This is a genomic window from Janthinobacterium paucivorans (genome assembly GCF_051380805.1).
Taxonomy (GTDB): Bacteria; Pseudomonadota; Gammaproteobacteria; order Burkholderiales; family Burkholderiaceae_D; genus Janthinobacterium; species Janthinobacterium lividum_D.
Map to the genome: position 1 here is coordinate 83,807 of NZ_JBNYXR010000013.1, position 26,557 is coordinate 110,363.

Here is a 26,557-nt window from a genome sequence, read left to right on the forward strand (position 1 = left end):
ATCATCCCGCCTTTTCCGGCGTGGCCGACGGCGACGCACTTGCGTGATCCAGATCCGGTCGCCGCCATGGATCGATATGCGTCATCAGATTGAGAACCCGATGACGCTCGAGCACGCGGCGGCGCGCATCGACAGCAATCGTATGTCCCGCTTCGACCGTCAGTGATGCCTCGACCTCGATGTGGACATCGGCGATGATCATGTCGCCCATTTTTCGCGTGCGCAAATCATGCACGCCACTGATGCCGGGCGTCGTCAATAGCGTCTCGCGTATGGCACTGAGTTCTATCTCGTCCACCGCCCTATCCATCAAGTCATGCAGCGCGTCCCAGGCAAAGCCCCAACCCATTTTCAGAATCATGAGTCCAACGATCAGTGCAGCAATCGGGTCAAGTATGGGATAGCCGGCGAGATTGCCGATGATGCCGACGCCAACGACAAATGAGGACGCAGCATCCGAGCGGGCATGCCACGCATTGGCGATCAGCATGCTCGATTTGATGCGTTTGGCTATCGCCAGCATATAACGAAACAGGCACTCTTTGGCCAATAGTGCCAGACCAGCCATCCACAAGGCAATGCTGTGTACTTCGGCGATGCTCTCTGGCGACTCAAGCTTCAATATTGCGCTCCACACCATGCCTGCGCCGACGACCAAAAGTAAGAGGCCGAGAATGAACGAAGCGGCGTTTTCAAATCGCTGATGCCCGTAGGGGTGGTTCTCATCGGCATCCTTCTTGCTGTGGTGACTGGCGAACAAGACGACAAAGTCTGCCACGAGATCGGTGAGCGAGTGAATGCCATCGGCCACCAAGCCTTGTGACTTGGCATAGATACCGATGCAAATCTGTGCAATGCTCAAGCAAAGGTTGACGGCGACACTCACCCAGGTGCTACGCGACGCTGCAGCTGCTCGCTCCAAGGCGAAGTGTGAAGAATTCTCGTTCTCATCTTCGAATTCTGTTGGCGTCATAGGGGTTCACAATGGCAAGGTTGATCGATCAAGTCTGTGCGGCTCAGCATACTGGCAAAGCCAAATTATCGTGCACGCCGGAGCAAAATAAAAATTATATTTTTATTATCTTAATGCTTCTCATTTAATGGCAGTAGTTGCAATATTGCAAGATTTTGATAAACACTGCTGCAGACATTGTGCACCGCGCCTTGCGATGTGCAGGGCTGCGGGGATAGGTTCCAATGCGCAAAAATATGGTATTAATATCAATATTGCGACAGCACCGCAAGCCTTGCCATTTCGGTCTTTTTTATAAAAAATTTCATCCTATCGCGTGTTTTCAGCCCCAACTATGGTGATAATAGTGGGACATCCTCGACTATGGAGCGCAAATGCGTCGCATATTGTTGGCAATGAGCTTGATCCTGCAAGACGTCTCTGCAGAGCAAGCCGTGATGACCTGGCTGATTCCGGATTTGCCACCGATATCGATACGCAGCAATGACAAGCCTGGGTCCGGCATTGTCGACAAAGAAATCGCCTACATCGTTGCGCATTGGCCGCAGGTCGAGCACCGCTTCGTCTACGCCAATTTGAAACGCAGCTGGGCCATGCTAAAAGCGGGCCAGCCTGCCTGTTATTGCTTCACCTTGAGCAACCCCGAGCGGCTGAAAAGCGCCTATATTGTCGAAACAGGCGTGCTGCCGCCCTTGCATTTGCTGGCGCGCTCCGAGGTGGCGGGCGCGCTGCCACTCAATGCCAGGCAGGAAGTCGATTTGCCGCTGCTGCTGTCCAAGCACAAACTACGTGGCTTGATCAGCGAAAAGCGCAGTTTCGGCAAGCAGCTCGACAACATGCTGCGCCAGCGGCCTGCGGATGCCCCGCTCACGCTGACTACGATCAGCAACTACGGCGAATCTATCTTCGCGATGATGCTGCTCAACCGTGTCGACTATACGATCGACTATGATTTCATCCTCTCTTATTACCAAAGCCGTAACGACAAACTGGCTGCGGTGCGCAGCTTCCCTATCGCCAGCAATGGAGAACCAATCAAGTTTGGTTTCGCCTGCCCGAAGACCGCATGGGGCAAGGCGACAGCACGAAAGATAGACGACATTCTGGGGACCCGGGAAGGGGCGCAGGCGATGCGTGAAAGCGTGGAGGCCTGGCTGAGCGAGGATACCCGCCGACGCTACGCAGATCAATTCGGCGCCTTTTACCGACGGCGCGAAAAACCGATGCTGCATCTTGATGGGCCATAAACATGCAAGCGTGTGTCGCATTGTTGAGCGAAACACGGATTTTTCCATGCCCGGCACAGCTGAACTCATGCTGCCACGTTCCAGCGCGCTATCATGATCATTCGCACCTTGTTCCCTAATGAACAGCATAGCTAATAGTTAATTACTACCAATTTGATAAATACAATTGATTTTACCAATCAATCGTTGGTGCTTATACTCGGTACATATATTTCGATTTCGAACTATGTTGCATTCTCCCCCCCTTTTTTTAAAGACAGGATCAGCGATGAGTACAGAAAAAACAGTAGCTAAATGCCCCTTCAATGCTGCAGCGGGTGTGGGCACGACTAACCGCGATTGGTGGCCGCAGCAGTTGCGCCTCGATTTGCTGCACCAGCATTCGTCGAAATCGGACCCGATGTCGCAGCAATTCGATTACGCGGCGGCCTTCAACACGCTCGATTTGCCATCGTTGAAACAGGATCTCACCGCCTTGATGACTGATTCACAGGATTGGTGGCCGGCCGACTTCGGGCACTATGGCGGTCTGTTTCTCCGCTTGGCATGGCACAGCGCCGGTACCTACCGTACAGGCGATGGCCGCGGCGGTGCCGGCCGTGGCCAGCAGCGCTTCGCGCCACTGAACAGCTGGCCCGACAACGTTAACCTCGACAAGGCACGTCGCCTGCTGTGGCCCATCAAGCAGAAATATGGCAAGCAAATCTCCTGGGCCGACCTGTATATTTTGAGTGGCAACGTGGCGCTCGAAAGCATGGGTTTCCAGACGCTGGGCTTCGCTGGCGGCCGAGCAGACGTGTGGGAACCGGACCAGGATGTGTACTGGGGTCGGGAAAACAAATGGCTGGCCGGCGACGTGCGTTACTCACAAGGTTCGCCCGGAGTCGACAAAGTCAACGCCGTGCTGCCAAAAGATGACGATAGCGAAGCGCCGCAGTCGCGCGATCTCGAAAATCCCTTGGCCGCCGTGCAGATGGGACTGATCTACGTCAACCCGGAAGGTCCGGACGGCAAGCCAGATCCGCTCGCCTCTGCCATCGACATCCGTGACACCTTCGCGCGCATGGCAATGAACGATGAAGAAACCGTCGCACTCATTGCCGGCGGCCATACCTTCGGCAAAACCCACGGCGCCGCCGCCGCAGAGCACGTCGGCTCCGAACCTGAAGGCACCGGTATCGAAGCGCAAGGATTGGGCTGGGCCAACAGCTATGGCACCGGCAAAGGTGGCGACACCATCTCAAGTGGCCTGGAAGTGACGTGGACCAGCACGCCTACGCAGTGGAGCAACAATTATTTCGAGAACCTGTTCGGCTTCGAATGGGAATTGACGCAAAGTCCGGCTGGCGCACACCAGTGGGTCGCCAAAGGCGGCGACGGACTCATCCCGGATGCACATGACGCCAGCAAGCGCCATCGCCCTACCATGCTGACAACTGACTTGGCGTTGCGCATGGACCCGGCGTACGAAAAAATCTCGCGGCGATTCTTTGAAAACCCGGACCAGTTCGCTGATGCGTTTGCGCGCGCCTGGTTCAAGCTGACCCACCGCGACATGGGCCCGCGTTCGCGTTACCTTGGCGCCGAAGTGCCAAAAGAAGTCTTCATTTGGCAAGATCCTGTCCCCGGCGTCGAGCACGCTCTGGTCGATGAGCAGGACATTGCGGCGCTGAAAGAAAAGCTGCAGGCATCGGGCTTGACGGTGGCCCAGCTCGTCGCCACGGCGTGGGCTTCGGCATCGAGCTTTCGCGGCTCGGACAAGCGCGGTGGCGCAAACGGCGCCCGGGTTCGCCTCGCGCCGCAAAAAGACTGGGCTGTCAACCAGCCGGAACAACTCAGTGAGGTACTCGCCACCCTGGCGCAGATTGCCCAGGCCTTCAACACCGGCGGCAAGTACATATCACTGGCCGACCTGATCGTCCTGGCAGGCAATGTTGGCGTAGAGCAGGCAGCAAAGAATGCTGGCCATGCGGTCGTCGTGCCGTTCACCCCAGGGCGCACGGATGCTACCCAAGAGCAAACGGATGTGCAGTCATTCGAGCCACTCGAACCGATTGCCGACGGCTTCCGCAATTACCTGAAGACGCATTACAGTGTACCTGCCGAGGTATTGCTGGTCGATAAAGCGCAACTGCTGACCTTGACGGCGCCAGAATTGACGGTACTGATTGGCGGAATGCGGGTGCTGAACACGAATGTCGGCGGCAGCCAGGATGGCGTGTTCACCCAGCGCCCTGGTGCTTTGAGCAACGACTTTTTTGTCGAACTGCTCGATATGAATACGCAGTGGGCACCGGTTTCGCGCACCCTGGACCGATTCGAGGGACGTGATCGCAAGACGGGTGCGCACAAGTGGAACGCCTCGCGCGTCGATCTGGTGTTTGGCTCGCACGCCCAACTGCGCGCAATCGCCGAGGTATACGCCAGCGCCGATGCGGACGCGAAGTTTGTGCACGATTTTGTGGCGGCATGGACCAAGGTGATGAACCTCGACCGTTTCGACACAAATTTGGCCCCTACTGTGAATTAAGCAATTCAATGCCATGGTCCGCCTACCAGGCGGACCATTTACTATCATGACGACGCACTCGCCTTAGCTTGTACTGACAGCGTCTGGAAAAAAGCTGCCTGTCGGGGAACACAACTTACACGACAGGCTCGCCCCCCCAAAAAACTTCCACTCATTGAGGCAAAAGCCAGCGGCGCGCAGCGTGCCGCATCTAGCCACAAAAGGTTTTGCTCAGCAACACGGCATCGATCAATTCAACGGCAAACAATCATTCCCTGCACAGCTGCTCGAGCCGCAGCTGGTCGCCCGCGGCCACAAAACACGCCGATTGCCAGCGCTGCGTGTGCAGTGCCTGGGCTGATTTTGGCGTACACCACGGCGGATACACGCGCAGCGCGCGCTTGCCGCCGCTGCCCGCGCGCGACATCACGCCGCGTTCGATCAGCACGGCGCGGGAAAAGACAAACAAGCCGTGCTGCGCTTCATCGCTCACGGCGATGATGAGAAAATCGACACTGTCAGCTGCATCGAGCGGTGCGATCTCGGCAGCGGGGTGGAGTCGCTTCCAGACGGTGACGAACTGGCCGGTTTTCGTCGGCGTGGTTTTTGCCACGCGCAAGACCAGTCGCTTGCCGTGCAGTTCGGCGCGGCAGGCGCCGTAGTCTGCGCTTTCCGCTTCCGGCACGGGCGCTTGCGGCAATCCCAGGCAAGCCCACGGACTGGCCTTCATTGCGCGCTGAATTCGGCCGCTGCCTTGGCCGCCCACAGCGCTTCGGCACGGCTGGCGAACGGGCTATCGTAGCCGTCGAGCGTGCCGTCTTGGTCCATAAAATACAGCCACCAGCCGTCGTCCTGCTCGCGGATGGCCGTCTGGCCGGGCGCGCAGTGGGCTGCCACATCCTGCGCCGAGGTGAGGGTAATGATGCGGATGCCGCGGTGCGTAATCAGGTGATGTGTCATGGAAAAATATAGATTACTAAAAGGATAAAGCCTGAAGTGCAGCTGCAGCGGCTGCACCTAAAAACCGGCGTCAGCCAGCCAGGACGCTATTTTCGCACGCCTTGCCCTGCAGGAAGCATTGCAGGTTGTGATAGGTGATGGCGGCGATCTCGCGCAGCGCTTCGATGGTGAAAAAGCCCTGGTGGCCCGTCACCAGCACGTTCGGCAACGTCATCAGGCGCTGGAAGATGTCGTCATCGATGATGTCGGACGAGCGGTCCTGGAAGAACAGATTGCTTTCCTGCTCGTACACGTCGATGGCCAGCGAACCGAGCTGGCGCGATTTCAGTGCTTCGATGACGGCGCCCGTGTCGATCAGGCCGCCGCGCGAGGTATTGACCAGCATGGCGCCCTGCTTCATCAGCGGCAGCGTCGCTACGCCTATCATGTGGCGCGTGCTTTGCGTCAAGGGGCAATGCAGGGAAACGATGTCGGACTCGGCCAGCAATTGCGGCAATTCCACCATGGTGCCCAGTTGCGCAAACGCGGGCGCCGGATACGGGTCGTGGCCCAGCACCTTGCAACCGAAACCTTTGAAAATGCGCGCCGTGGCCAAGCCGATCTTGCCCGTGCCGACGATGCCCACCGTCTTGCCATGCAAGGTCGCGCCGAGCAAGCCGTCGAGCGAGAAATTGCCTTCGCGCACGCGCGCATACGCGCGGTGCGTATGGCGATTCAGGGTTTGCACCAGGGCCAGCGTGTATTCGGCTACCGCTTCCGGCGAGTAGGCAGGCACGCGGGCGACAAACAGGCCCAGGCGCTTGGCCGCTTGCAAGTCGAGATTGTTGTAGCCGGCGCAGCGTAGCAGGACGGCGCGCACGCCGTAGCCGTGCAGCGCTTCGAGCACCGGCGCGTCGAGCACGTCGTTGACGAAGACGCAGACGGCTTGGGCGCCTTGCGCCAGGACCACGGTTTCCTCGCTCAGCAAGGCGCTGTGATACACCAGTTCGATGCTGGCGGAATCGGGCTGGGACGCCAAGGCTTCATCGAAGAAGCGACGATCGTAGGGCTGGCTGGCAAAGAAGGCGATTTTCATGGTGAGTCCTGGAAATAGCTCGATGTAAATACAGCATCATAGCGCAAGCACCGTGGCCCCCGGCGTACGCCTGCTACCGCTGGGCGCCTATTTGGGCGCGCGCGGCAAGCTCAAGGCATGGCGCAGATACGCCGTTTCGGCGGCGTGCTGCGCATGATAGCGCTCGCGTGCGGCGCGCATCGCCGCCTGGTGCGCCGCGATGCCGGTATCCGTCAGCTCGATGCCGAAGTCCGCCGGCGGCTGCGGCGCGCCGCCGAACAGGCGCGCCAGGATGAACTGGCCCACATTGTCGCGATAGTGCGACGCTTCCCAGTAATAGCGCATCGCGGGCACACCCGTCACTTGCGGGATCGGTTCGCTGGTGATGCTGTTGAAACCTGAAAAATCGTACAGGCGCACGTCGCAGCCCTGGCGCCGGTAGCGTCCGGCCATCTGCGCCAGGTCGCGCTGCCACTGCTGCATGGCATCCCACTTGCCGCGCCAATACAGGGCGTCGAGCGTCAGCGCGTGGGTGGGATTGATGTACAGGCGCAAGCGCGTGCCACCCCGGCACAGCTTGCCGACGCTGGTGTCGAAGGCGAGCAGCGCGGGCGCCGTCGGCATCGGGCCGTCGCCAAACTCTTGCAAGCGCGGCGTGAATGCGCGCGCCGTGCCGGCCCAGCCATGCTTGCGGCTGGTAATGCACGCCTGGTCGCGCTGGCCGTGCAGGGCTAGACTGGATAGGCAGACGCCGTCGTAGCTGCCGCTAAGGATGCGCCAAGAGTCGTGCGTCATGTCCACGCTCAGGCCGCGTTTGATGTTGAGCAAGGCACGCCGCACGAAAAAGGCGGGGCCATCGTCCGTCAAGCCCGGCTCCACGCCGGCCGAACCGCGCGCCAGGGAAAACGAGGGTGCGTCGATGCCCCACACCATGGTGTCGACACGGCTGACTCTGGCCGCATGCTCGGCCAGCAAGATGGCGTCGCCGATCGAAGCGCCCGACACGGCGCTGTTGAAGACGCTCTTGCCCTCGAACAAAGTACGCATGCGGCTCGCCGGCAAGCCCATTTCCGTGCGCGAATTGCCGATGTAGACGACGGCCGGCCGATAGCGCGCCACGGCATAGGTCTTGCCCCACACGGACAGCTTTTCAGCCGTCGGGCGCAGGCGCTGCACCAACGGGCTGTCCCACTGATGCAGCAAATACGGATCGACGTGATAATTCATGCCCGAAACAATGGCCAGCACGGCCAGCACGCAGGCAAGGAAGATGGCGAGGTAGCGGCGGGCGTTGGTATCCATGCTCAGAATTGGAAGTAGAGAAATTCGCTGACGCGGTTCATGCTGAAGATGCAGGCAACAAACAGCGCTGCCAAGCCCACGCTCCAGCGCCGCGTGAGTTGCCAGTTGAAGTTCCAGCGACCTGCAGGCTGCAATATTCTTTCAATGGCGGGCTCGTAGAGAAAGAAAATTTCTTGCGTGTTTGGCGCCCTGAACGCCAGCAGCATCGCCACCAGCAGCACCGGCAAGCCCGGCCCCGCCAGTTCGATCCAACGGATGCCGTCGAAGGCCGGATGCAGGCCCCACTGCGCGAGGAGGCCCGCGTGACTGACCAGGGCGCGCGGCAAGCTCACGCCGTTCGCCCCCACCAGCGCGCCGGCGATATCGGAGGCCGTGGCCACATCGGGCGCGCGGAAGTAGACCCAGGCCAGCATGACGGCAAGAAAGGTCAGCAAGCTTGAGCACCAAGCCGGCCACCAGCGCGCCTGCGCCGCGCCAAAGACACTCTGCCACGCCTGCAGCAGCACCAGGTACAGGCCGTGCAAGCCGCCCCAGACGACGAAGGTCCAGCCGGCGCCATGCCACAGGCCGCCCAGCAGCATGGTCAGCATCAGGTTGCGGTAACGCATGGCCTCGCCATGGCGGCTGCCGCCCAGGGGAATGTATACATAGTCGCGCAGGAAACGCGACAAAGTCATGTGCCAGCGGTGCCAGAACTCGGCGATATTGGCCGCCTTGTACGGCGAGTTGAAATTGAGCGGCAATTTCACACCGAACAGGCGCGACAGGCCGATGGCCATGTCCGAATAGCCGGAAAAGTCGAAGTACAGCTGGAAGGTGTAGGCCAGCACGCCGATCCACGCCTCGATCAGGGTGGGGGTGGCGCCGGCCGCGAAGACGGGAATGGCGAGCGGTGACAGATTGTCGGCGATCAGCACCTTTTTTGCCAGGCCAAGAGTAAAAATTGACAGGCCGATGGCGAAGTTGGCCGCGCGCGGATGCACATTGGCCGGGTCGGCGAACTGCGGCATCATCTCGCGGTGGTGTAGCACGGGGCCGGCGATCAGGTGCGGGAAATAGCTGACGAACAGCACATAATGGATGAAGCGGTATTCGCGCAGCTCGCCCCGGTAACAATCGACGAGGAAGGCGATCTGCGTGAAGGTAAAGAAAGAGATGCCAATCGGCAAGATGATGTCGAGCGCGTGCAATGGCAGGCTGCCACCACTACCACCACTACCGCCGGCGATAGCGACCGCGTTCACGCTATCGATGAAGAAATTCGCATATTTGTAGTAGGCAAGCAAACCCAGGTTCAGCGCCAGCGCCGTCAGCAGCACGCGCTTGCGCGCTGCGCCAGCACTGGCGCCGAGCAGGCGCCCGGCGCCGTAATTGACGCAAATCGATGCCAGCAGCAGCGGCAGATAGCGCACCTCCCACCAGGCATAGAAGAACAGCGAGGCCAGCGCCAGCCACATGGCCGGCGCCAAGCGGCGCCAGCTGGAAGGCGCACTGCCTGCGGATGCCCGGCGACCGAGCAGAAAATAGCCGGCCAGCACGATGGGCAGATAGCCGAACAGGAAGGCGAAAGAATTAAACAGCATATTGCCTCCTGGGAGGCAAGAACTGGACCTGGTAGTAACATTCGGCAATCTGCGCCGCCACCCGTTCCCACGTAAAACCTTGCACCAGCGCTTGCACGCGCGTGCGCTCGGGCGGGTGCGCCAGCAGTTCGAGGATGGCCCGGCGCTGCGCGTGGCCATCGTCCCAGCGCAGCTTGCGCAGCGCGAACGCGGAATCGGGCAAATCGAGCGCGCTTTGCGCCGTCATGACGACGGGCGTACCGGCCGCCAGCGCTTCGAGCACGCTCAAGGGCAACACTTCGCCCTGACTGGGCAAAGCCACTACGCCGGCCGCATGGTAGGCGCTCGCCAGCAGCGGGGCGGCGTGCTCCAGCGTGCCGAGCCAGCTGACGTGTGGCAAGTCCAGCAACTGCTGGAAATACGCGTGTTGTTCGCGCGGGGCAGCGCCGATCAGCACCAGGCGCAAGCCCGTCCCTGCCAGCGCCAGCGCCAGTCCCAGTTGGTTTTTATACGGCGAAATGCTGCCCACCATCAGCACGAAGGGCTCGGAGATGCCCGTTTCACGCAAGAACAGATCGCCATTGGCTGTAAAAAAGTGCGCGTTAATCCCGTTCGGCAAGACGCGGATGGCCTCGGCGCGCATGGCGAAACCTTGCACGATGGCGTCGCGCTCGGCCTCGCCCAGCGCAATGACCATGTCGGCCAACTGCAAGGCGCGCCGCGTTTGCGCATAACTGGTTTGCACCATCCACTGCGTCAAACGCCCTGCCAGCCGGTCGGCAAGCCGCGCGCGCCAGGCGCAGGCGCGGCCCCATTGAGGTGATAGCAAGGGCGACAGTACCACAGGGACACCTTGCTCGCTGGCCGCTTCCATGATGCGGTAAGTGCCATTGCTGGCCGAAAAAACATGCAGCACGTCAAAATCGGCCAGCCGCTCATGGTTGGCATCGACCAGTTGCACTTCCATGGGGGGCGCCGCCTTGGCTGGCAGCCGGTTCAGGGCGGCTATGGTTTCGCGCACCTGGATCTGCAAGCCGCCGTCGCGCTGGAACAGCATCGGGTAGGACAAGATACCGACACGCATGGTCATCCTTTCGTGCGCCCGCGCCGCTGATAGCTCAGTGCGATGATTTGACGGCCAGCCAGCGGTCGGCCAGCTTGCGTTGCAACAACAGTAATTCGCCGGCGAGCTCATGTTTCAACAGAAAAATTGCGCCCAGCCAGCACAGCAAGGTGAGCAGCGCCGTGCCCGTCAGCGCCAGCAGCGCCGGCGCATCCATGGGTAGCCACAACAGCGCAGCGACAGGCGCCATGCCGCTGAGACCGCAGAGCAGCAAACTCTTGTGCAATGTCCGCGCCAGGATGCGCCAGTCGAGTGCGCTCAAGCGCCGCAGGCAGCGATAATTAAGCCAGCTGCGCAGCACATTGCTGAGCACCACGGCCCAGGCCACGGTTACCAGACCGAACGGTGCCGCCGCCAGCAGCAATGCCACTTTGATGACGCCAGCGCAGGCATCGAGGCGCACCTGCGCCTGCAACTGGCCCGTCGCCACGAACAGGTAGCGGGCCATGCTAAACATGCTATACACGGCCGACGACAGACATATGATGCGTATCAAGGGCACACATCCTAGCCATTGCGTGCCATACAAGACCTTGATCAGAGGTAAAGCCATGCAGGCGAGAAAGAGAAAGAAGGGCCAGGCCAGCGCTGTCATGTAGCTGATCGTGCGCAGATACACGAGTTGCGCCCCACCCTGCCCTCCCTCTCCGCGCGCGCGCGCCGCGAACAGGGGAAATACCACGGGAGAAATGGCACTGGTGATGGCCTGATTAAAAATATTCAGTACGCTTTGCGCCTTGCCGAACAAGGCCAGGCTTTCAATGCCGAGCAGCTTGCCAATGATGAGGTCAGGCGCCGCCACGCCCGCCTCGTCGACCAGGCTGCCACCGGTCGCATAGGCGCCAAAACGGGCGATGGCGCCCATGCCGCGCCATCCCGGCAGCCACGGCAGTTCACGCGGGCGCACCAGCAAGCTCAATGCCAGCGAGGCGCAAGAACCGGCCAGCGCCGCCCACACCATGCTCATATAACTGTAGCCCTGCAGCGCCAGCAGCACGGCCACCAGCACGTTGGCCACACTATTGGCGGCATTAATGGCGTAGATGGCGCGAAAGCGCAGTTGCCGACGCAACATGGGTAAGGTTAAGGCGCTAAACGGAATCAGTAAAAAATTGATGGCCAGCAGGCGCAGCACCAGGGTCAGCCGTGGTTCGCCATACCACCGCGCCAGCGGCGCGCTGAGCAGCAGTACCAGGCTCGCCAGCAGCCAGGCAACGAGCAAGCTGGTCGCCAGCGCGGCCCGCAGTTTCACGGCATCGAGCTGCTTTTCCTGGATCAGGTATTGTCCCACGCCAAAATCGCGCACCACTTGCGCCAGCGCCACCAGCACGGCAGCGAGCGCATACACGCCCACTTCGGCCGGCGTCAGCAGGCGCGCCAGCACCATGCTGGCGATAATGCCCAGCAGCATTGCCGTGTATCTTTCGGCGAACGAAAAGGAAAACGACGCGCGGGTGGTGCTCATGCGGGCCGCCCGCGCCTACACCAGGCCCGCATAGAACTGCCGCAACTGGCGTTCCAGGCGTGACATCGAATAGCGCTGCACGGTTTCTTCGCGCGCCAGCCGTCCCATGCGCGCGCGCCGGGGCGCGTCCATCAGCAGCTTGGCCACGAGCGCGCAAGCAGCGTGTTCGTCGTCGAGCGGCAGCAGCAGTCCCCCTGCGCTATCGTGCAAGATATCGTGGGTGCCCGGCACATCCGTGCCCACAGCCGGCACGCCGCAGGCCATGGCCTCGATGGTGGCAATGCCGAAGCCTTCGTTTTTACTCAGCAGCACATGCAAGTCGAAGGCAGGCATCAACAACTCGACGCGCTGCTGGAAGCCGGCAAACACCACGCGCTCCTGCAATCGCGCCTGTTGCACTTGCAGGCGCAGCATGGCTTCCAGCGGCCCCGTGCCTACCAGCACTAAATATAACTGAGGGAATTGCACGGCCAGGCTGGCGAACAGGGCCAGCAGCGCTTGCGGACGCTTTTGCGCCGACAGTCGCGCCACGCAACCGAGGACCAGCGCGTCGGGCGGCAGCCCGAGCTGGCGCCGCGCCAGCACTTTGCGTTCCGGCGAGACAATAAAAGTGTCCGTATCGACGCCGTTCGGTATCACGGCCAGCCGCGTCTGCGGCGCCAGCATGTCACGGTACAAATCAAGAAAATGGCGCATGGCGGAGGAAGAGACGGCATACACGCCCTTCACGCTACGAAACGCTTCCTGCAGCAGTGGCCGCTGCCAAGTACTGAACGGTTCCAAAGGAAACGCATTGTGCACGCTGATGACGGCAGGCAGGCGGCACTGCCGCGCCAGCCACACGATGGAAGCGCCATAACTGGTCCAGCAAAAGGCCACATGGACCAAATCAGGCCGCAACTGCCGCAGCCGCCAAGCCCCCGTCAGCCGCGCGCGCAATAAATTCCAACGGCGCCACGCCCAGTGTTCAAGAAATAGCGGCGGTTCATACACGCGCACTTGCATCTGGCTGGCGCGCAAGTGTTGCGCCCAGGCTTGAAAACCGGGAAAGCGCCGCAGGGCCAGCACGCTGTCATAGCCGCTCGAAGCAAGTACTTTTGCCTCTTGCGCCAGGCGCAGCTCCATGCCGCCCAGCTCGCCCGAATAACTACTGATGACGATGCGCGGCAGGCGTTTGCGCCGTCCCCGCCATGCTTCATGAAAAAACCCTCGCAACCAGGCCCGTTCCCACTGGTGCAAGAACAGCGCGGCGTGGTCGCGCCGCAGCCAAGCGCGCACGGCGCCGAGCGTATCGCGCACGTATCGGCCCAGCATCCAGCGCGGCACGCCCAGCAGCTCCACGCTGGGCCCAAGCGTGGCCAGCCGGCACTGACCACGGCCAAACAGCATGGCACGGCGCAGTATCGACGCGCGCTGCACTTGCGCGACGCGAATGATGTGCGCCACGCGGGCCTGGGGACAGAACCAGGAAGGGTTGCCGGCCGCATGCAGCTCCAGGTTGAGGCGGGTTTCGCTGCCCATCGCGTAATTGTTCCCTTGCGGACCGATACTCTCGTCATAGCGGGCGCCCGACTCGAAGATGCGGCGGCGAATCGCCATGTTGGCGCCCCACACCAGGCCCGGATAGATGGGGGCGTCGCGCAGGTCGGGGCTGGTGATGCCCCATGTCACGCCGACGGGCGTCAGGCGCAGCAGCCATTGCGCCGGAGGTTCCCGCCAGGCGGGCACGATGGCGCCGCCAAACAGGGCGTAGCCCGGGTGATCGCGCGCGCAGCGCTGCAAGCGGCACAGCCAGTCGGGTGCCGGCATGGCGTCGTCGTCGCCAAAGACGAACAGCTCGCTGCCATCGCCGCCCTGTCGCAAGGCATGCTCGACGGCGCCGTTCAGGGCGGGACTGCGGCCGCGCCGCGCCACATAGATTGAACTCAAGGGCAAGCACCCGCGAAAAGCGGCGATCACCTGCGCCGTGCCGTCCGTGCTGCCATTGTCGGCGATGAGCAGGCGCCAGCCGCCTGCAGGCGGGCGTAGCCGCATGTAGGCGCGCAATACCTGGGGCAACGTGCCGGCGCCATTGTAGGTCGCCATGAGAACGGTCAACAAGGACATGCCTCCTTGGTCTTAGCATGACAAAACTGGGTACTGAAAAGTATTCACCGAGTCAATCGCGTCAATCGAGTGTACCGAGCCTGCCCGACAGCAAGTTGAGCGGCATCAGTACCATGCAGGCAAAACCAGGAGCATCCCCGTTCATGCGCGACATCGTGATCACCATCATCATCCTCGGGTCGCTGCCCTTCATCCTGAAGTCACCGGCCATCGGCGGCCTGATGTGGGTATGGGTCAGTGTGATGAATCCGCACACGCAAGCGTGGGGCTTTGCCAACCACTTGCCGTTTGCCTTCATCATCGCCATCGCCACCATGCTCAGCCTGCTGATAACGCGCGAGCCGAAAAGCCTGCCGCTCACGCCCGTCAGCGTGCTGCTGCTGCTGTTCGTCGCGTGGATGAATGTCACGGCGCTGTTCGCCCTGCTGCCGCAAGCGTCGTGGGTGCAGTGGAACAAGGTGATGAAGATCATGCTGATGAGCTTTGTGATCATGATGGTGATACGCACGCGGCGCGACATCGTGCGTCTCGTATGGGTGCTGGTGGCTTCGCTCGGCTTTTACGGGGTGAAAGGCGGCCTCTTCACTATCCGCAGCGGCGGTACGGAACGCGTCTGGGGCCCGGAAGAGACGTTTATTGGCGATAACAACGCGCTGGCCCTGGCCCTAGTCATCACCATCCCCCTCATGTATTACCTGCAGCAAAACACTGATAAACGCTGGCTGCGCCACGGCCTGTCGGCGGCCATGCTGCTGTCGGCACTGGCTGCGCTGGGCTCGTATTCACGCGGCGCCCTGCTGGCCATTGCCGCCATGAGCCTGTTCATGTGGGTCAAGAGCGAGCGCAAGTTGGTGCTGGGCGCGCTGCTCGGTGCGGTCGCGCCGCTGCTGCTGGCCTTCATGCCCGAGCGCTGGGCCGAACGCATGGACACCATCAACACGTATCAGGATGACGTGTCCGCCATGGGCCGCCTGAATGCCTGGCGCATGGCCTGGAACCTGGCGCGCGACCGCTTTCTCGGCGGCGGCTTCGATGTCTCCGACGCCGCCATCTTCGCCCGCTACGCGCCGAACCCCATGGATGTGCACGCGGCGCACAGCATCTACTTCCAGGCGCTGGGCGAACACGGCTTCGTCGGCTTGTTGATTTACCTGGCGCTGGGCATTGCCACCTGGCGTACTGCCGCCGCCATTATCGGGCGCACACGGGGCCAGCCGGCACTGCGCTGGGCGCACGGCCTGGCCACCATGAGCCAGGCCAGCCTGATCGGCTTTGGCGTGGGCGGCGCCTTCCTCAGCCTGCTGTATTTTGACATGCCGTACTACCTGATGGCAGCCCTGATCGCCACGCGCATCATCGTCGAGCAGCCAGCGACAGCGACTACGCCCGGCACAAGCCAGGGCAAGGCCAAGGCCCGGGCCTCCATCGCGGAGCAGCCATGACGTCCAGCCTGTCCATTTTGATCTACCACCGCGTGCTGGCACGGCCAGATCCCCTGTTTCCCGGTGCAGTCGATGCGCGCCTGTTCGAGCGCCAACTGCGCCTGTTGCAGCGTTTCTATACGCCGCTGCCGCTGGCCGTGGCCGTGCAGCGCTTGCAAGATGGCAGCCTGCCGCCGCGCGCTGCCTGCATCACCTTCGACGACGGCTATGCAGACAATGCGCAAGTCGCCCTGCCGCTGCTGCAGCGTCTGGGCTTGCACGCCACTTTTTTTATCGCCACCGGCTACCTGGACGGTGGACAGATGTGGAATGACACGGTGATCGAGGCGGTGCGCCATGTGACCAGGCCCGTGCTCGACTTGCGAGAGATCGGCTTGGACTGCCTGCCCGTCGCCAGCCTGGCGCAGCGGCAAGCGGCCATCGCCACCTTGCTGGGCCAGCTGAAATATCTGCCGTTTGGCCGGCGCCAGCAGTTGGCCATGCAGATACGCCGCCAGGCAGGCACCGGCTCCGCTCCGCCCGCCATGCTCAGCACGGCGCAGTTGCGCCAGTTACACGCGGCCGGCATGGGCCTGGGCGCGCACACGGCGAGTCACCCGATTTTGTCTACCCTGCCCGAGCGTGCCGCGCGGCTGGACATCGCCAACGGCAAGCGCCAGCTGGAACGTTTGATCCAGGCGCCCGTCACCCTGTTTGCATATCCGAACGGCAAGGCCGGACGTGATTATGGCGCGAAGCACGTGGCAATGCTTGACAGCCTGGGTTTCCAGGCGGCCGTGGCTACGGACTGGGGCGTGGCGCGTCCCGGCGCGGGGCTGGACCTGCTGCAACTGCCGCGCTTTACGCCGTGGGGTCGAGGACGGCTCGCGTTTCTGTGGCGCTTGCGGCAAAACCGCCTGCAAGCGCACCGAGCGCGCCCGGATGCTGGCTGAGCCACTGTTCGAGCATCAGCAGCAGCCATACCATGGTACCGTGATAGGCCGGATGTTCGGCCAGCAAGCGCCCTTGTAAATCGTCGATGAAGACGGGGCGCACGATGCCGCGCCCGCGCAGCTGCGTCAGGTTGTCAAACGCAAATTCGCGTAGCGGCGCATGACTGTGCAGCCACTGGCCGAAAGGCAAGCCGAAGCCGTGCTTTTTTTTGCGCACGATGGCAGCTGGCAATATCTGCGCCAGCGCCCGCTTAAAGAACGGCCGCAGCTGCCTGCCATCGAGCTTGTCGCGCGGTGCCAGACGCGCGGCAAACGCCACCATCGCATCGTGCAGGAAGGGAAATGTGGCTTCTACGCCGGCCAGCTCGCAAGCCTTGCGCACCTTGAACAGGTCGTTGTCGGCCAGCGTAAAGCGCATGTCCAGCGCCAGCAATTCATTGATCTGGCTCAAGCCCTGGCCTTGCCGCTGCCAATAGGCGCCATTCACATAGCCGGGCGCCAGGCCCGGGTCTATGCTGTCGATAAAGCTCTCTTCCAGTACCGTGCGGTGGCCATGGCGCAGCAGCAAGTTATAGCCGTCGAGCCTGGCCGGCAGCAACTGGCTCGCTTGCGTGATGTAGCTGCGCGCCTTGTCGCCCAGCCGCCACGGCTTGCCCCTGCGTTGGCGAAATAGCAGCGGTTCGATGATGGCTAGGCGCAGCATGACGGGCAAGCGCTGGTACTGCGACAGCAAGGCTTGGTGCGCATAGCGCTCATTGCCGCCAAACAATTCGTCGCCGCCATCGCCGCCCAGCAAACGCGTGACGCCGTCCTCGCGTGCCATCTGCGCGCAATAGTAAGCGGGAATCGCCGAGGCATTGCCGAAAGGCTGGTCGAAAATGGCCGCCATGGCGGGAATCGCTGCCAGCACGTCGCTTGGCGTCACGTAGCGCTCGTGGTGGATGCTACCGGCGTGGCTGGCGGCCAGGCGCGCATAGGCCATTTCGTCATAGCCGGGGACATCAAAACCGATGGAATAGGTGCGCGCGGGCCGACCCGTCACTTGCCCCATGATGGCGGCCAGCGTGGAACTATCTGTGCCGCCGCTCAGAAACGCTCCCGTGTTGCTGCTATCGGGGCCCAGGCTGCTTTCGACGGCCAGGCGCAGCAAGCGCAGCAACTCCTGCTTGTTGGCGGCAAAGCTGGCACGCGCGCGGCGCGCGCCTGGTTCCTGGAAGACCAGCTGCCAGTAACTGCCCTTGCATTGCTTGCCGCCGCGCATCAGTAGGTATTCGCCCGGCAGCAAGCGCTGCTGGCCTAGGTAAGCGGTGGCCGGACCTGGCACCATGTGGAAATACAGATAGTGATACAGGGCTTGTGGGTCGAGCACGCCACGCACCGACGGATGGGCCAGCAAGGCGTCCATCGAGGTGGCAAAGAACAGGCCCTGCGCATTGCTTGCATAGCTGAGCGGATGCATGCCGGCGCGGTCCACGGCCAGCAAGAGCTGGCCAGAAACGGCGTCGAGGATGGCCAGCGCGAATGGCCCCGACAGGCTGGTGCAAGCGGCCACGCCCCGGCTCAGCCAGAGACAGGCCAAGCGGCTCGCCACGTCCTCGGCCGAACCGTCGAGCACGGGCCGGCCCCAGATGGCTACTTGCAAGCCATCTTGCTGGTGCACATGGCCGCTGCCATCGATGGCGGCGACGGCCACGCCGCCCACATCGCTGACGCTGATGGCCAGGGGCGCGCCATCGAAACGCGACAGCGGCGCTGCCATGTTCTGCAGCGCGGCGCTACTGGCATCGGCCACGGCAACGCCCGATGCGCCGCCCGCCGCCCCGCTCGCTATAGCGCCGCTCGCTGCAGCGCCAGCCGCCGCCAGCCAACCGCACAGGCCGCTCATACCAGCACCTCGGCCGGCAGCGGATGGCCGAGAAAGGCGGTCGGGCTGGCCGTCAAGCCATACGCGCCCGACTGGAACACCACCACCAGGTCGCCCTCCTGGGCGCGCGCCATTTCCATCTGGTCAGCCAGCAAGTCCAGCGGCGTGCACAACGGTCCCACGACGGACGCCACTTCGCGCGCTCCGCCTTGCAGGCGGTTGCCGATGGCGACCGGATAATTCTTGCGTATCAGCTGGCCAAAATTACCGGACGCGGCCAAATGATGGTGCAAGCCGCCATCGGTGACGAGAAATACCTGTCCATGCGACACTTTGCGCTCGAGCACCGTGCACACATAAATGCCTGCCTCGGCCACCAGGTAGCGGCCCAGCTCCAGATTCAGGCGCGCGCCGGGCGCCGCCCGGGCCAGGATGGCGAGTTGCCGCTGCAAGCCTTGCGCCACGGGCGCCAGTTCCAGTGCCTGGTCGCCGGGAAAATATGGCACGCCGAAGCCGCCGCCGATATTTAAGGTGCGCAAGGGCGCTGGTGCGCTGTCGGCCAGTTGCAAAGCCAGTTGCACGCTCAGAGCCTGCGCTTCGACCAGCGCCGCCGCCGACAGGTTTTGCGAACCCGCATACAGATGCAAGCCATGAAAATCGAGTCCCATTTGGCCGATGCGGCCCAGTAGCGCTGGCACCAGCGCCGCATCAACGCCAAACGGTTGCGCGCCCCCGCCCATGCGCATGCCCGTGCGACGCAGGGCGAAATCGGGGTTCACGCGCACGGCCACCCTGGCCGTCACACCCAGCCGTTCACTGGCCAGCGCCACCCTCTCCACCTGCGCGCCCGATTCCACATTGATCAGCACGCCGGCGGCCACGGCCTGCGCCAGTTCGCCATCGCGCTTGCCCGGCCCCGCAAAACTGATGCAGTGCGGCGCCATCGGCGTATCGAGCGCCGTCGCCAGTTCGCCGCCCGAGGCCACATCGATGCCATCGACCAAGCCTGCCAGACATTGCACCACGGCCGGCATGGGATTGGCCTTCATGGCGTAATGCACATGCACACCAGCAGGCAAGGCGGCGCGCAGTGCGCTCACGCGGCGCGTGATATGCGCACGTTCATACGCGTAGAATGGTGTGCTGCCGACCCTCTGCGCCAGCCGGCGCAAAGACACGCCGCCAAGCTCCAGCATGTCGCCTTGCACGGCAAACTGGCCCAAGGGCGCATGCGAAGGCATATGAGAAGGCACGTGCACAGGCGCATTCGGGGGCGCAAGCAAAGAAAAATTCAAGGGAACATCCGAGAGCACACCCGTGCTGTTTGGGCGGATCGAGTCCTTCATGCGCCATCTCCTGATTGGACCGCATAGACGCGCGCCAGTTCCCTGGCCAGCAATGGACGGTCGATCTTGCCATTCGGATTGCGCGGCAGCGCGCCGTCGCGAATTTCCACCCACAGCGGCACCATATAGCTGGGCAGTCGCGCGCGGCAGGCGGCCAGCACGCTGTCGCGCAGCAATTCCATGCCCTGCGCAGGAGTGACGAGCAAGGCGATGGCCTGGCCCAGTGCGGCATGGGGCAGGCCCAGCGCGGCCGCCTCGCCTACCAGCCCGCTCGCATACACGACCTCTTCGATCTCGGCCGGACTGACCCGGTAGCCGGACGTCTTGATCATGTCATCGCTGCGACCGACAAAATACAGGTAACCTTCGGCATCGCGGCGCACGGTGTCGCCCGACCAGACGGCCAGTTCCGGCAACACCAGCCCGCTCGCCCGCGGCGCCAGGGGCTTGAAGCGCTCGGCCGTGCGCGCCGCATCGTTCCAGTAGCCGAGCGCCACCAGCGCGCCACGGTGCACCAGTTCGCCCGGCTCGTCGTCTTCGCAGACGCTGCCATCGGGGCGCAGCACCAGCACTTCCGCGTTGGGGATCGCTTGCCCGATGGAATCGGGGCGCCGCTCCAGCTGTTCCGGCGCCAGATAGGTGGAGCGGAACGCTTCCGTCAAGCCATACATCAGGTAGAGCTGCGTGCGCGGCAGCGACTGGCGCAAGCGCTCTAGCGTGGCTCTGGGCATCACGCCGCCCGAATTGGTGATGTAGCGCAGCGTCGTGGAAAGGGGCCAGCTCAGCTGCGATAGCTGTAACCACAGCGGTGGCACGGCGGCCAGGCCCGTGATGGCTTCCTGCTCCACGGCTTCGACGATATCGCGCTGCAGCAGGTAATTCATCAGCACGGCGCAGGCGCCGCTGGCAAACGCCGTCGTCAGCTGGCTCAAGCCGTAGTCGAAACTGAGCGGCAGGACGCACAAAATCCGGTCCTGCGGCGTGTTGCGCAAATAACTGACGACGCTAAGCGCGCCGGCCAGCATGTTCCGATGCGACAGCACCACGCCTTTCGGGCGCCCGGTGCTGCCCGATGTGTACAAGATGGCGGCCATGTCCGTATCGATCACGGCGTGGCGCAGGGGGGTGGGTGTAGATGCGCCGGCGGCGACGCCACGCCACGCCAGCAGCCGCACGCGGCCAAGGCTGGTTTGCGGCCGCGGTTCCCCCGTCAGCAGCACCGTCTGCAAGTCCGGGCAGGCGGCCAGCGCGGGACCCAGCTGCGCCAGGCGTTCGCGCGAAGTGACAAGGATGGTCACGTTGCAGTCGGCCAGGATGTACGCCACCTGTTCCGGCTTGAGCAAGGGATTGACGGGCACGAACACAGCACCGGCGGCCGCCGCGCCAAACATGGCGCTGACGTTTTCCGGGCGTTTTTCCAGGTACACGGCCACTCGCGCGCCACGCTGCAAGCCCAGGGTCAGCAAGTTGCTGGACGCCTCGCGCACGGCTTGCGCCAGCGCGGCATAAGACATTTCCTCGCCCTGCCAGGACAACGCTGGCGCGTGGGGCGCGCGCTGCGCCGCGTCGAAGATCAGCTCGTGTATGAGTGTCGCCATCGTCTCGCCCCCGGGTTGCCATGATCGCCATGCATTCCCCTATGATTCAGACAAACGGCCACAGCGGTCTTGATTTTGATCAGTTAACAGTTTCAACAACACAGCTTGAGGCGGCGCAAAACCGCCGCTCGCCGCTGCGCTCTAATGGACAGCGTTGGCTGCATAGCCGCCCCATCCTTGATCGCCATGATTAGCTTCACGCGTTTTCCACGGTTACAACGGCTTGCGGCCAGCTTTCGCCAACTGGGCTGGTGCGACAGCAGCTGGCTAGCCCTGGCGCGCCTGCTGGCGATGGTGCCAGGCGGGCGCTGCGCGCTGCATCGCTACCAGTTCGTGGCACAAGCCGTGGCACCCGGCTCGCTGTGCCTTGGGCGCGGCCAGTCGATCACAGTCACGCCCTGCCTGACGCAGGCCGATTTGCTGTCCGGTCCCGAACGCCGACCCGGTGCGCTAAGCGAACGCTACCGCCAGGGTGCGCAATGCCTGGTGGCGCGCAGGCAGGCAGAGACCAGCAAGGCAGACATGGCTGGCTGGATCTGGCTGCTGCGCCACGGCTACCGGGAAGACGAGGTGCGCGCCCGCTATGCGCTGGCCTCCAGCCAGTCGTCCTGGGACCTGGACGTTTGGGTGCATCCCGCACAACGGGGCGGCCTGGTCTTTGCCCGCCTGTGGGAAGAAGCCAATGCCGTGCTGTATGCGCAGGGCGTGCGCTGGTCGTGCAGCCGTATTTCGCGTTTCAACCGCGCCTCGCTGGGCGCCCATGCGCGCCTGGGCATGCACGCGCTGGGCACGGCCACCTTTCTTCGCTGCGGCCGCTGGCAATGGATGGCCGCCAGTCTGCCGCCCTATCTGCACCTGTCGCGCCGCCCCGACGATCTTGTCTGCCTGGACTTCGATACCAGCAGCCTGCCGCACTACCCTTCCCTGGAGCTCACATGTCGCATCTTGAAGCAGTAAAGCACATCCTTGATCGCACGCTGGGCTTGAACGGGCGCGCGTTGGAAGCGCACACGCCGCTGCTGGGCAGCGTGCCGGAACTCGACTCGATGGCCGTGATCGGCGTGATCGCCGCGCTGGAAGAGCATTTCAGCATCAGCGTGGCCGACGACGATATTCACGCGCGCCACTTCGCCACCGTGGGCACCTTGCACGATTTTGTGTTTGCACAGCTACGAGCATGAGCAGCGCCGCCCTCGACACGCTGGCGCTGCAGCCTTTCTTCCTGCCCGCCAGCGGCGGCCAGCGCTACTGCCTGCTGCACCTGCCGCCACCGGGCCGCCGAGCGCGCGGCGCCATCGTCTACGTGCATCCGTTTGCCGAAGAACTCAATAAAAGCCGCCACGTGAGTGCCGCCCAGGCGCGCGTCTTTGCAGCCGCCGGCTACTGCGTGCTGCACATCGACCTGTTTGGCTGCGGCGACAGCGACGGCGAATTCGAAGAGGCGCGCTGGGACATCTGGCACAACGACTTGCACCTGGCTTGCGCCTGGCTGGCGCAGCGCGTCGAAGGCCCCTTGACCGTGTGGGGTTTGCGCCTGGGCGCCCTACTGGCACTCGATTTTGCCAGCCGCGCGCCGCTGCCACTGGCGCGTTTGCTGCTATGGCAGCCCGAACTCGATGGACGGCGCAGCATCGACCGCTTCCTGCGCATGCGCCTGGCAAGCAGCATGCTGGCCGGCGGCACGCGCGAAGCGCCGGGCCAAGCGCGCGCCGCACTGGAGAACGGTGCATCGGTGGAAGTGGCCGGCTACCTGCTGGCACCAGCGCTGGCGCTGGCCATCGATGGCGTCAGCGCAGCGGCGCTGCTGCCCACGGTGCCCGTCTACTGGCTCGAGTATCAGGCGCCGCAGCAGGCCTGTACGCCAATGCTGCCATCGTTGCCATCGCCGGCGCTGGCGCAGCAGTGGCGCGAACAAGGTGCAGCCGTGCACGTGGCCAGCTTCGGCGATGGCCCGTTCTGGCACAGCGGCGAGCTGCTCGCTTGTCCGCAATTGCTGGACGCGACGCGAAAACTTTGCTGCGACTGGCTCGACGCGCCATGGATGACGCCATGAAACGCGACCAGGTCGCCAGGCCCACCGTGTACCAACTGGCGCTGCGCTTTCGCAGCGCCGCCAGGGATGCAGAGACTGAGACCGAGGCGCAAGCGCGCATGGTCGGCATCCTCAGCCTGCCCGCCGCACCAGGCCCACGCGGCATATTGATCGTCACGGGCGGGCCCCAATACCGGGTGGGCAGCCACCGTCAGTTCGTCTTGCTGGCCCGGGCGCTGGCCGCGCAAGGCTGGCCCGTGTTGCGCTTCGACCTGCGCGGCATGGGCGACAGCGAGGGCAGCGCGCGCGATTATCGCGCCGCCAGCCCCGATATCGGTGGCGCACTCACGCAATTCTTCGACGCCGTGCCATCCTTGCGCGAAGTGGTGCTGTGGGGCTTGTGCGATGGCGCCACGGCCGCCGCCTGCTATGCGCCAGATGACCCGCGCATCAGCGCCCTGATCCTGCTCAATCCGTGGGTACGCAGCAGCGGCAGCCTGGCGCGCGCCACGCTGCGCCATTATTATCTGCCACGCTTGCTGCAAGGCGCGTTCTGGCGCAAGCTGGCCGGCGGTGGACTGCAGCTGGGCGCCAGCCTGGCGTCGCTGCGGCAGGTGGCTGCCGCCATGCAGGGACCGGCAACACAGGAAAACGATGCGCCCGCGCCTGCCTTGCTGCGGGCGTTGGCGCAATTTCCGGGCAAGATGCTGCTGATCCTCAGTGGCGACGACCTCGGCGCGCGCGAGTGGCAAGCCTTGCTCGATAGCGATGCTGCCTGGCGCGCCGTCACCGCGCGCGCGCAATGGACGCAGGCGCAGGTGCATGGCGCCAACCACACCTTCGCCAGCGCCGCCTGGCGCGGCGAAGTCGAGCAGCTGTGCGCACGATGGCTGCAGTCATGGTAGAGATTGCGCCAAAACGGCTGCTGATGGTGGCCTACCACTTTCCGCCGCTGGCGGGTGGCAGCGGCATTTTGCGCACCCTGGGCTTTGCGCGCCATTTGCCCGGCTACGGCTGGCAGCCGCTGATACTCAGTCCCGCACCGCTCGCGTACGCGCAGCGCAGCGATAGACAGCTCAAGACACAGCTCAAGACAAAGCTCAAGACAAAGCTCAAAACAAAGCTCGATACCCAGCTAGATGCGCAGCTGGCGCAGATCGGCACGCAAGCCACCGTGCGGCGCACCCTGGCGCTCGACGCGGCGCGCCACCTGGCCATCGCCGGGCGCTATCCGCGCTGCCTGGCGCTGCCCGACCGCTGGAGTTCCTGGTGGCTGAGCGCCGTGCCGGCCGGCCTGCGGATGATACGGCAATACCGCCCCGACGCCATCTGGTCGACGTACCCGATCGCCACGGCGCACCTGATCGCGATGACCCTGCAAAAACTCAGCGGCCTGCCATGGATAGCCGACCAGCGCGACCCCATGCTCGATGACAGCGACCCGCTGGCACCGTATCCGCCCGACGCGCGCCTGTACCGCATGCATGCCTGGATAGAGCAGCGCATCGCGGCGCGCAGTGCGGCCATCGTCTGCACCACGCCGGGCGCCATCGAGGCACACCAGCGGCGCCTGCCACAGCTGCGGCGCGAACGCTTCAGCCTGATCGAAAACGGCCACGATGATGATGATGACGAAGGCGCAGAGGCCACGCCACTGGAGGTGCCGCCCAGCCAGCATAGCCAGCGCAGCGACCATGCACGCTTCCTGCTGCTGCACAGCGGCGTGATTTATCCATCCGAGCGCGATCCGCAAGCCCTGTTCGAGGCCTTGGCCAAGTTGCGCCACGACGGCGTGCTGCATGCGAGCAATTTTCAGCTGGTGCTGCGCGCCACGGGCCACGACGCATGGCTGGCCAGCCTGCTCGAGACATACCGCATCCCAGACCTGGTGCGCCTGGAACCTTTGCAGTCGCATGGCGCGGCGCTGCGAGAAATGCTGGCCGCCGACGGCTTGCTGCTGCTGCAGGCAGCCAACTGCAATGCGCAAATTCCCGCCAAGCTGTATGAATACCTGCGCTGCCGCCGGCCTATCCTGGCGCTGACCGACCTCGCTGGCGACAGCGCGGCCAAGCTGCGCCACTGCGGCATCGACACCATCGGCCAGCTCGCTTCCAGCGCCGACTGCGCGCGCGCGCTGCTGCGCTTCCTGGCACTGGCGCGCCAAGGCCGCGCCCCGCTGGCCAGCGCCACCGCCATCGCCCAGCAATCACGGCAAGCCCGCAGCGAGGCCCTGGCCAATTTGTTGGACCAGATCAGCCACAGGAGACCCGCATGAAGCATCGCTTATTTGCCTGCACCCTCGCCGCCTGCTGCGTCCATGCCGGCGCTGCCGTTTGCCCACCCTACGTCAAGCATACGCCGGGCGGCGACTACACGAGCGCGGAAGACCGTGCCGGTCTGCCCGTAGTCGAGAACTTCCATTTCTCGCGCGCCGTGGAAACGCTCACGCAAGGCATGACGGGCAGCCTCGGCGCCGATATCAGCTACACCTTGGAACACTTCCCGAACCACCACCGGGCGCTAGCCTCGATGGCCAAGCTGGGCTTGCGCCTGAAAAGCGCGCAGCCAGCGGGCGCTCGCTATACGGTCAGCTGCTTTTTCGAACGGGCAATCGGCTTCGCGCCGCACGACGTGACGGCGCGCATGGTGTACGGCAACTACCTGCTGGCCACGGGCCAGGATGCGGCGGCGCTAGAGCAGCTCGATGCGGCCGGCCGCCTGGCGCCGGAACAAGCCACCATCCAGTACAACCTGGGCTTGATGTATGTCAAAAAGAAGGAGTACGAGAAGGCCAACGCGCATGCACAAAAGGCCTATGCGCTGGGTTTTCCGCTGCCGGGACTGAAGAACAAGCTGAAAGCGGCAGGAAAATGGCGCGAAGCACCGCCCGCCATCATTGAAACGCAGAAAGCGGTGCCAGTGGCAGAAGCGGTAGAAGCAGCAGAGACAACAAAAGCGGCAGAAGCGGCAAGGCCACCGCTCATGCCGCCAGCCGTGCCGCCGGTCGAGCAGCCTGGCGGGGAATAACGGCGAACCGCGCAG

The 26,557-nt window shown here is 63.4% G+C and carries 22 protein-coding genes; 10 read left to right on the forward strand and 12 right to left on the reverse strand.

Features of this window, described 5'->3' with window-relative positions:
• Position 1: 1 nt before the first annotated feature.
• Positions 2–973 carry a cation diffusion facilitator family transporter gene (locus tag ACQ4V8_RS16060; RefSeq protein ID WP_029496398.1) on the reverse strand — a complete coding sequence of 324 codons (972 nt, stop codon included), beginning with the start codon at positions 971–973 and terminating at the stop codon, positions 2–4.
• Between the two features lie 374 nt (positions 974–1,347).
• Between ACQ4V8_RS16060 and ACQ4V8_RS16065 the strand changes: the two genes are divergently transcribed.
• Together ACQ4V8_RS16065 and katG are read left to right on the forward strand one after the other, a co-directional pair.
• Positions 1,348–2,220 carry a TIGR02285 family protein gene (locus ACQ4V8_RS16065; protein WP_142303377.1) on the forward strand — a complete coding sequence of 291 codons (873 nt, stop codon included), beginning with the start codon at positions 1,348–1,350 and terminating at the stop codon, positions 2,218–2,220.
• Between the two features lie 268 nt (positions 2,221–2,488).
• Positions 2,489–4,750: a catalase/peroxidase HPI gene (gene katG / locus ACQ4V8_RS16070; protein ID WP_436571820.1), complete on the forward strand. Its 2,262-nt coding sequence runs from the start codon at positions 2,489–2,491 to the stop codon at positions 4,748–4,750.
• Between the two features lie 247 nt (positions 4,751–4,997).
• Here katG and ACQ4V8_RS16075 read toward each other — a convergent pair whose 3' ends face one another.
• The 8 genes from ACQ4V8_RS16075 to ACQ4V8_RS16110 all read right to left on the reverse strand — a co-directional run bounded on the left by ACQ4V8_RS16075 (position 4,998) and on the right by ACQ4V8_RS16110 (position 14,295).
• Positions 4,998–5,459, reverse strand: coding sequence for a MepB family protein (locus ACQ4V8_RS16075; RefSeq protein ID WP_010398132.1), 462 nt, complete (start codon positions 5,457–5,459; stop codon positions 4,998–5,000).
• Positions 5,456–5,689, reverse strand: coding sequence for a hypothetical protein (locus tag ACQ4V8_RS16080; RefSeq protein ID WP_436571821.1), 234 nt, complete (start codon positions 5,687–5,689; stop codon positions 5,456–5,458). The genes ACQ4V8_RS16075 and ACQ4V8_RS16080 overlap by 4 nt, the downstream gene beginning before the upstream one ends.
• Before the next feature lie 70 nt (positions 5,690–5,759).
• Positions 5,760–6,764 (reverse strand): 2-hydroxyacid dehydrogenase, encoded by a 1,005-nt coding sequence (locus ACQ4V8_RS16085; protein ID WP_436571822.1) that lies wholly within the window; start codon positions 6,762–6,764, stop codon positions 5,760–5,762.
• An 87-nt stretch (positions 6,765–6,851) separates the two neighbouring features.
• Positions 6,852–8,045, reverse strand: coding sequence for a hypothetical protein (locus tag ACQ4V8_RS16090; RefSeq protein ID WP_070347314.1), 1,194 nt, complete (start codon positions 8,043–8,045; stop codon positions 6,852–6,854).
• A 2-nt stretch (positions 8,046–8,047) separates the two neighbouring features.
• On the reverse strand, positions 8,048–9,628 hold the full coding sequence (locus ACQ4V8_RS16095) for an MBOAT family O-acyltransferase (protein ID WP_070347315.1): 1,581 nt from the start codon (positions 9,626–9,628) through the stop codon (positions 8,048–8,050).
• Positions 9,618–10,691 (reverse strand): glycosyltransferase family 4 protein, encoded by a 1,074-nt coding sequence (locus ACQ4V8_RS16100; RefSeq protein WP_436571823.1) that lies wholly within the window; start codon positions 10,689–10,691, stop codon positions 9,618–9,620. The genes ACQ4V8_RS16095 and ACQ4V8_RS16100 overlap by 11 nt, the downstream gene beginning before the upstream one ends.
• Positions 10,692–10,725: 34 nt before the next feature.
• Entirely contained in the window at positions 10,726–12,195 is a 1,470-nt protein-coding gene (locus ACQ4V8_RS16105) for a lipopolysaccharide biosynthesis protein (protein WP_436571824.1), read from the reverse strand.
• Between the two features lie 15 nt (positions 12,196–12,210).
• Positions 12,211–14,295 carry a glycosyltransferase gene (locus ACQ4V8_RS16110; RefSeq protein ID WP_436571825.1) on the reverse strand — a complete coding sequence of 695 codons (2,085 nt, stop codon included), beginning with the start codon at positions 14,293–14,295 and terminating at the stop codon, positions 12,211–12,213.
• A 149-nt stretch (positions 14,296–14,444) separates the two neighbouring features.
• On the opposite strand from ACQ4V8_RS16110, the gene ACQ4V8_RS16115 reads away from it, so the two are divergent.
• Together ACQ4V8_RS16115 and ACQ4V8_RS16120 are read left to right on the forward strand one after the other, a co-directional pair.
• Positions 14,445–15,743 (forward strand): putative O-glycosylation ligase, exosortase A system-associated, encoded by a 1,299-nt coding sequence (locus ACQ4V8_RS16115; RefSeq protein ID WP_436571826.1) that lies wholly within the window; start codon positions 14,445–14,447, stop codon positions 15,741–15,743.
• Entirely contained in the window at positions 15,740–16,675 is a 936-nt protein-coding gene (locus ACQ4V8_RS16120) for a polysaccharide deacetylase family protein (RefSeq protein ID WP_436571827.1), read from the forward strand. The genes ACQ4V8_RS16115 and ACQ4V8_RS16120 overlap by 4 nt, the downstream gene beginning before the upstream one ends.
• On the opposite strand, the gene ACQ4V8_RS16125 is transcribed toward ACQ4V8_RS16120, so the two are convergent.
• The 3 genes from ACQ4V8_RS16125 to ACQ4V8_RS16135 form a co-directional block, all read right to left on the reverse strand.
• Positions 16,584–18,560, reverse strand: coding sequence for an asparagine synthetase B family protein (locus ACQ4V8_RS16125; RefSeq protein WP_436571828.1), 1,977 nt, complete (start codon positions 18,558–18,560; stop codon positions 16,584–16,586). The genes ACQ4V8_RS16120 and ACQ4V8_RS16125 overlap by 92 nt on opposite strands.
• The gene (locus tag ACQ4V8_RS16130) at positions 18,557–19,780 is read right to left on the reverse strand and encodes a pyridoxal-dependent decarboxylase, exosortase A system-associated (protein ID WP_010398107.1); all 1,224 of its coding nucleotides are present in this window, start codon (positions 19,778–19,780) and stop codon (positions 18,557–18,559) included. Before ACQ4V8_RS16130 ends, ACQ4V8_RS16125 begins: the two co-directional genes overlap by 4 nt.
• Positions 19,781–19,881: 101 nt before the next feature.
• Positions 19,882–21,483 carry an acyl-CoA ligase (AMP-forming), exosortase A system-associated gene (locus tag ACQ4V8_RS16135; RefSeq protein ID WP_436571829.1) on the reverse strand — a complete coding sequence of 534 codons (1,602 nt, stop codon included), beginning with the start codon at positions 21,481–21,483 and terminating at the stop codon, positions 19,882–19,884.
• A 186-nt stretch (positions 21,484–21,669) separates the two neighbouring features.
• Here ACQ4V8_RS16135 and ACQ4V8_RS16140 point away from each other — a divergent pair, with 186 nt between their 5' ends.
• Genes ACQ4V8_RS16140 through ACQ4V8_RS16165 form a run of 6 tightly spaced genes read left to right on the forward strand, consistent with a single transcriptional unit; the run spans position 21,670 to position 26,542 of the window.
• Complete coding sequence (locus ACQ4V8_RS16140) at positions 21,670–22,440, forward strand: GNAT family N-acetyltransferase (RefSeq protein ID WP_436571830.1); 771 nt, start codon at positions 21,670–21,672, stop codon at positions 22,438–22,440.
• The gene (locus tag ACQ4V8_RS16145) at positions 22,419–22,664 is read left to right on the forward strand and encodes an acyl carrier protein (protein WP_010398099.1); all 246 of its coding nucleotides are present in this window, start codon (positions 22,419–22,421) and stop codon (positions 22,662–22,664) included. Before ACQ4V8_RS16140 ends, ACQ4V8_RS16145 begins: the two co-directional genes overlap by 22 nt.
• Entirely contained in the window at positions 22,661–23,536 is an 876-nt protein-coding gene (locus ACQ4V8_RS16150; RefSeq protein WP_436571831.1) for a hydrolase 2, exosortase A system-associated, read from the forward strand. The genes ACQ4V8_RS16145 and ACQ4V8_RS16150 overlap by 4 nt, the downstream gene beginning before the upstream one ends.
• Positions 23,533–24,420, forward strand: a complete 888-nt coding sequence (locus ACQ4V8_RS16155) for a hydrolase 1, exosortase A system-associated (protein ID WP_436571832.1) — start codon at positions 23,533–23,535, stop codon at positions 24,418–24,420. The genes ACQ4V8_RS16150 and ACQ4V8_RS16155 overlap by 4 nt, the downstream gene beginning before the upstream one ends.
• Positions 24,414–25,790 (forward strand): glycosyltransferase, encoded by a 1,377-nt coding sequence (locus ACQ4V8_RS16160; RefSeq protein WP_436571833.1) that lies wholly within the window; start codon positions 24,414–24,416, stop codon positions 25,788–25,790. Before ACQ4V8_RS16155 ends, ACQ4V8_RS16160 begins: the two co-directional genes overlap by 7 nt.
• Positions 25,787–26,542: a hypothetical protein gene (locus ACQ4V8_RS16165; protein WP_010398093.1), complete on the forward strand. Its 756-nt coding sequence runs from the start codon at positions 25,787–25,789 to the stop codon at positions 26,540–26,542. Before ACQ4V8_RS16160 ends, ACQ4V8_RS16165 begins: the two co-directional genes overlap by 4 nt.
• Positions 26,543–26,557: the final 15 nt, after the last annotated feature.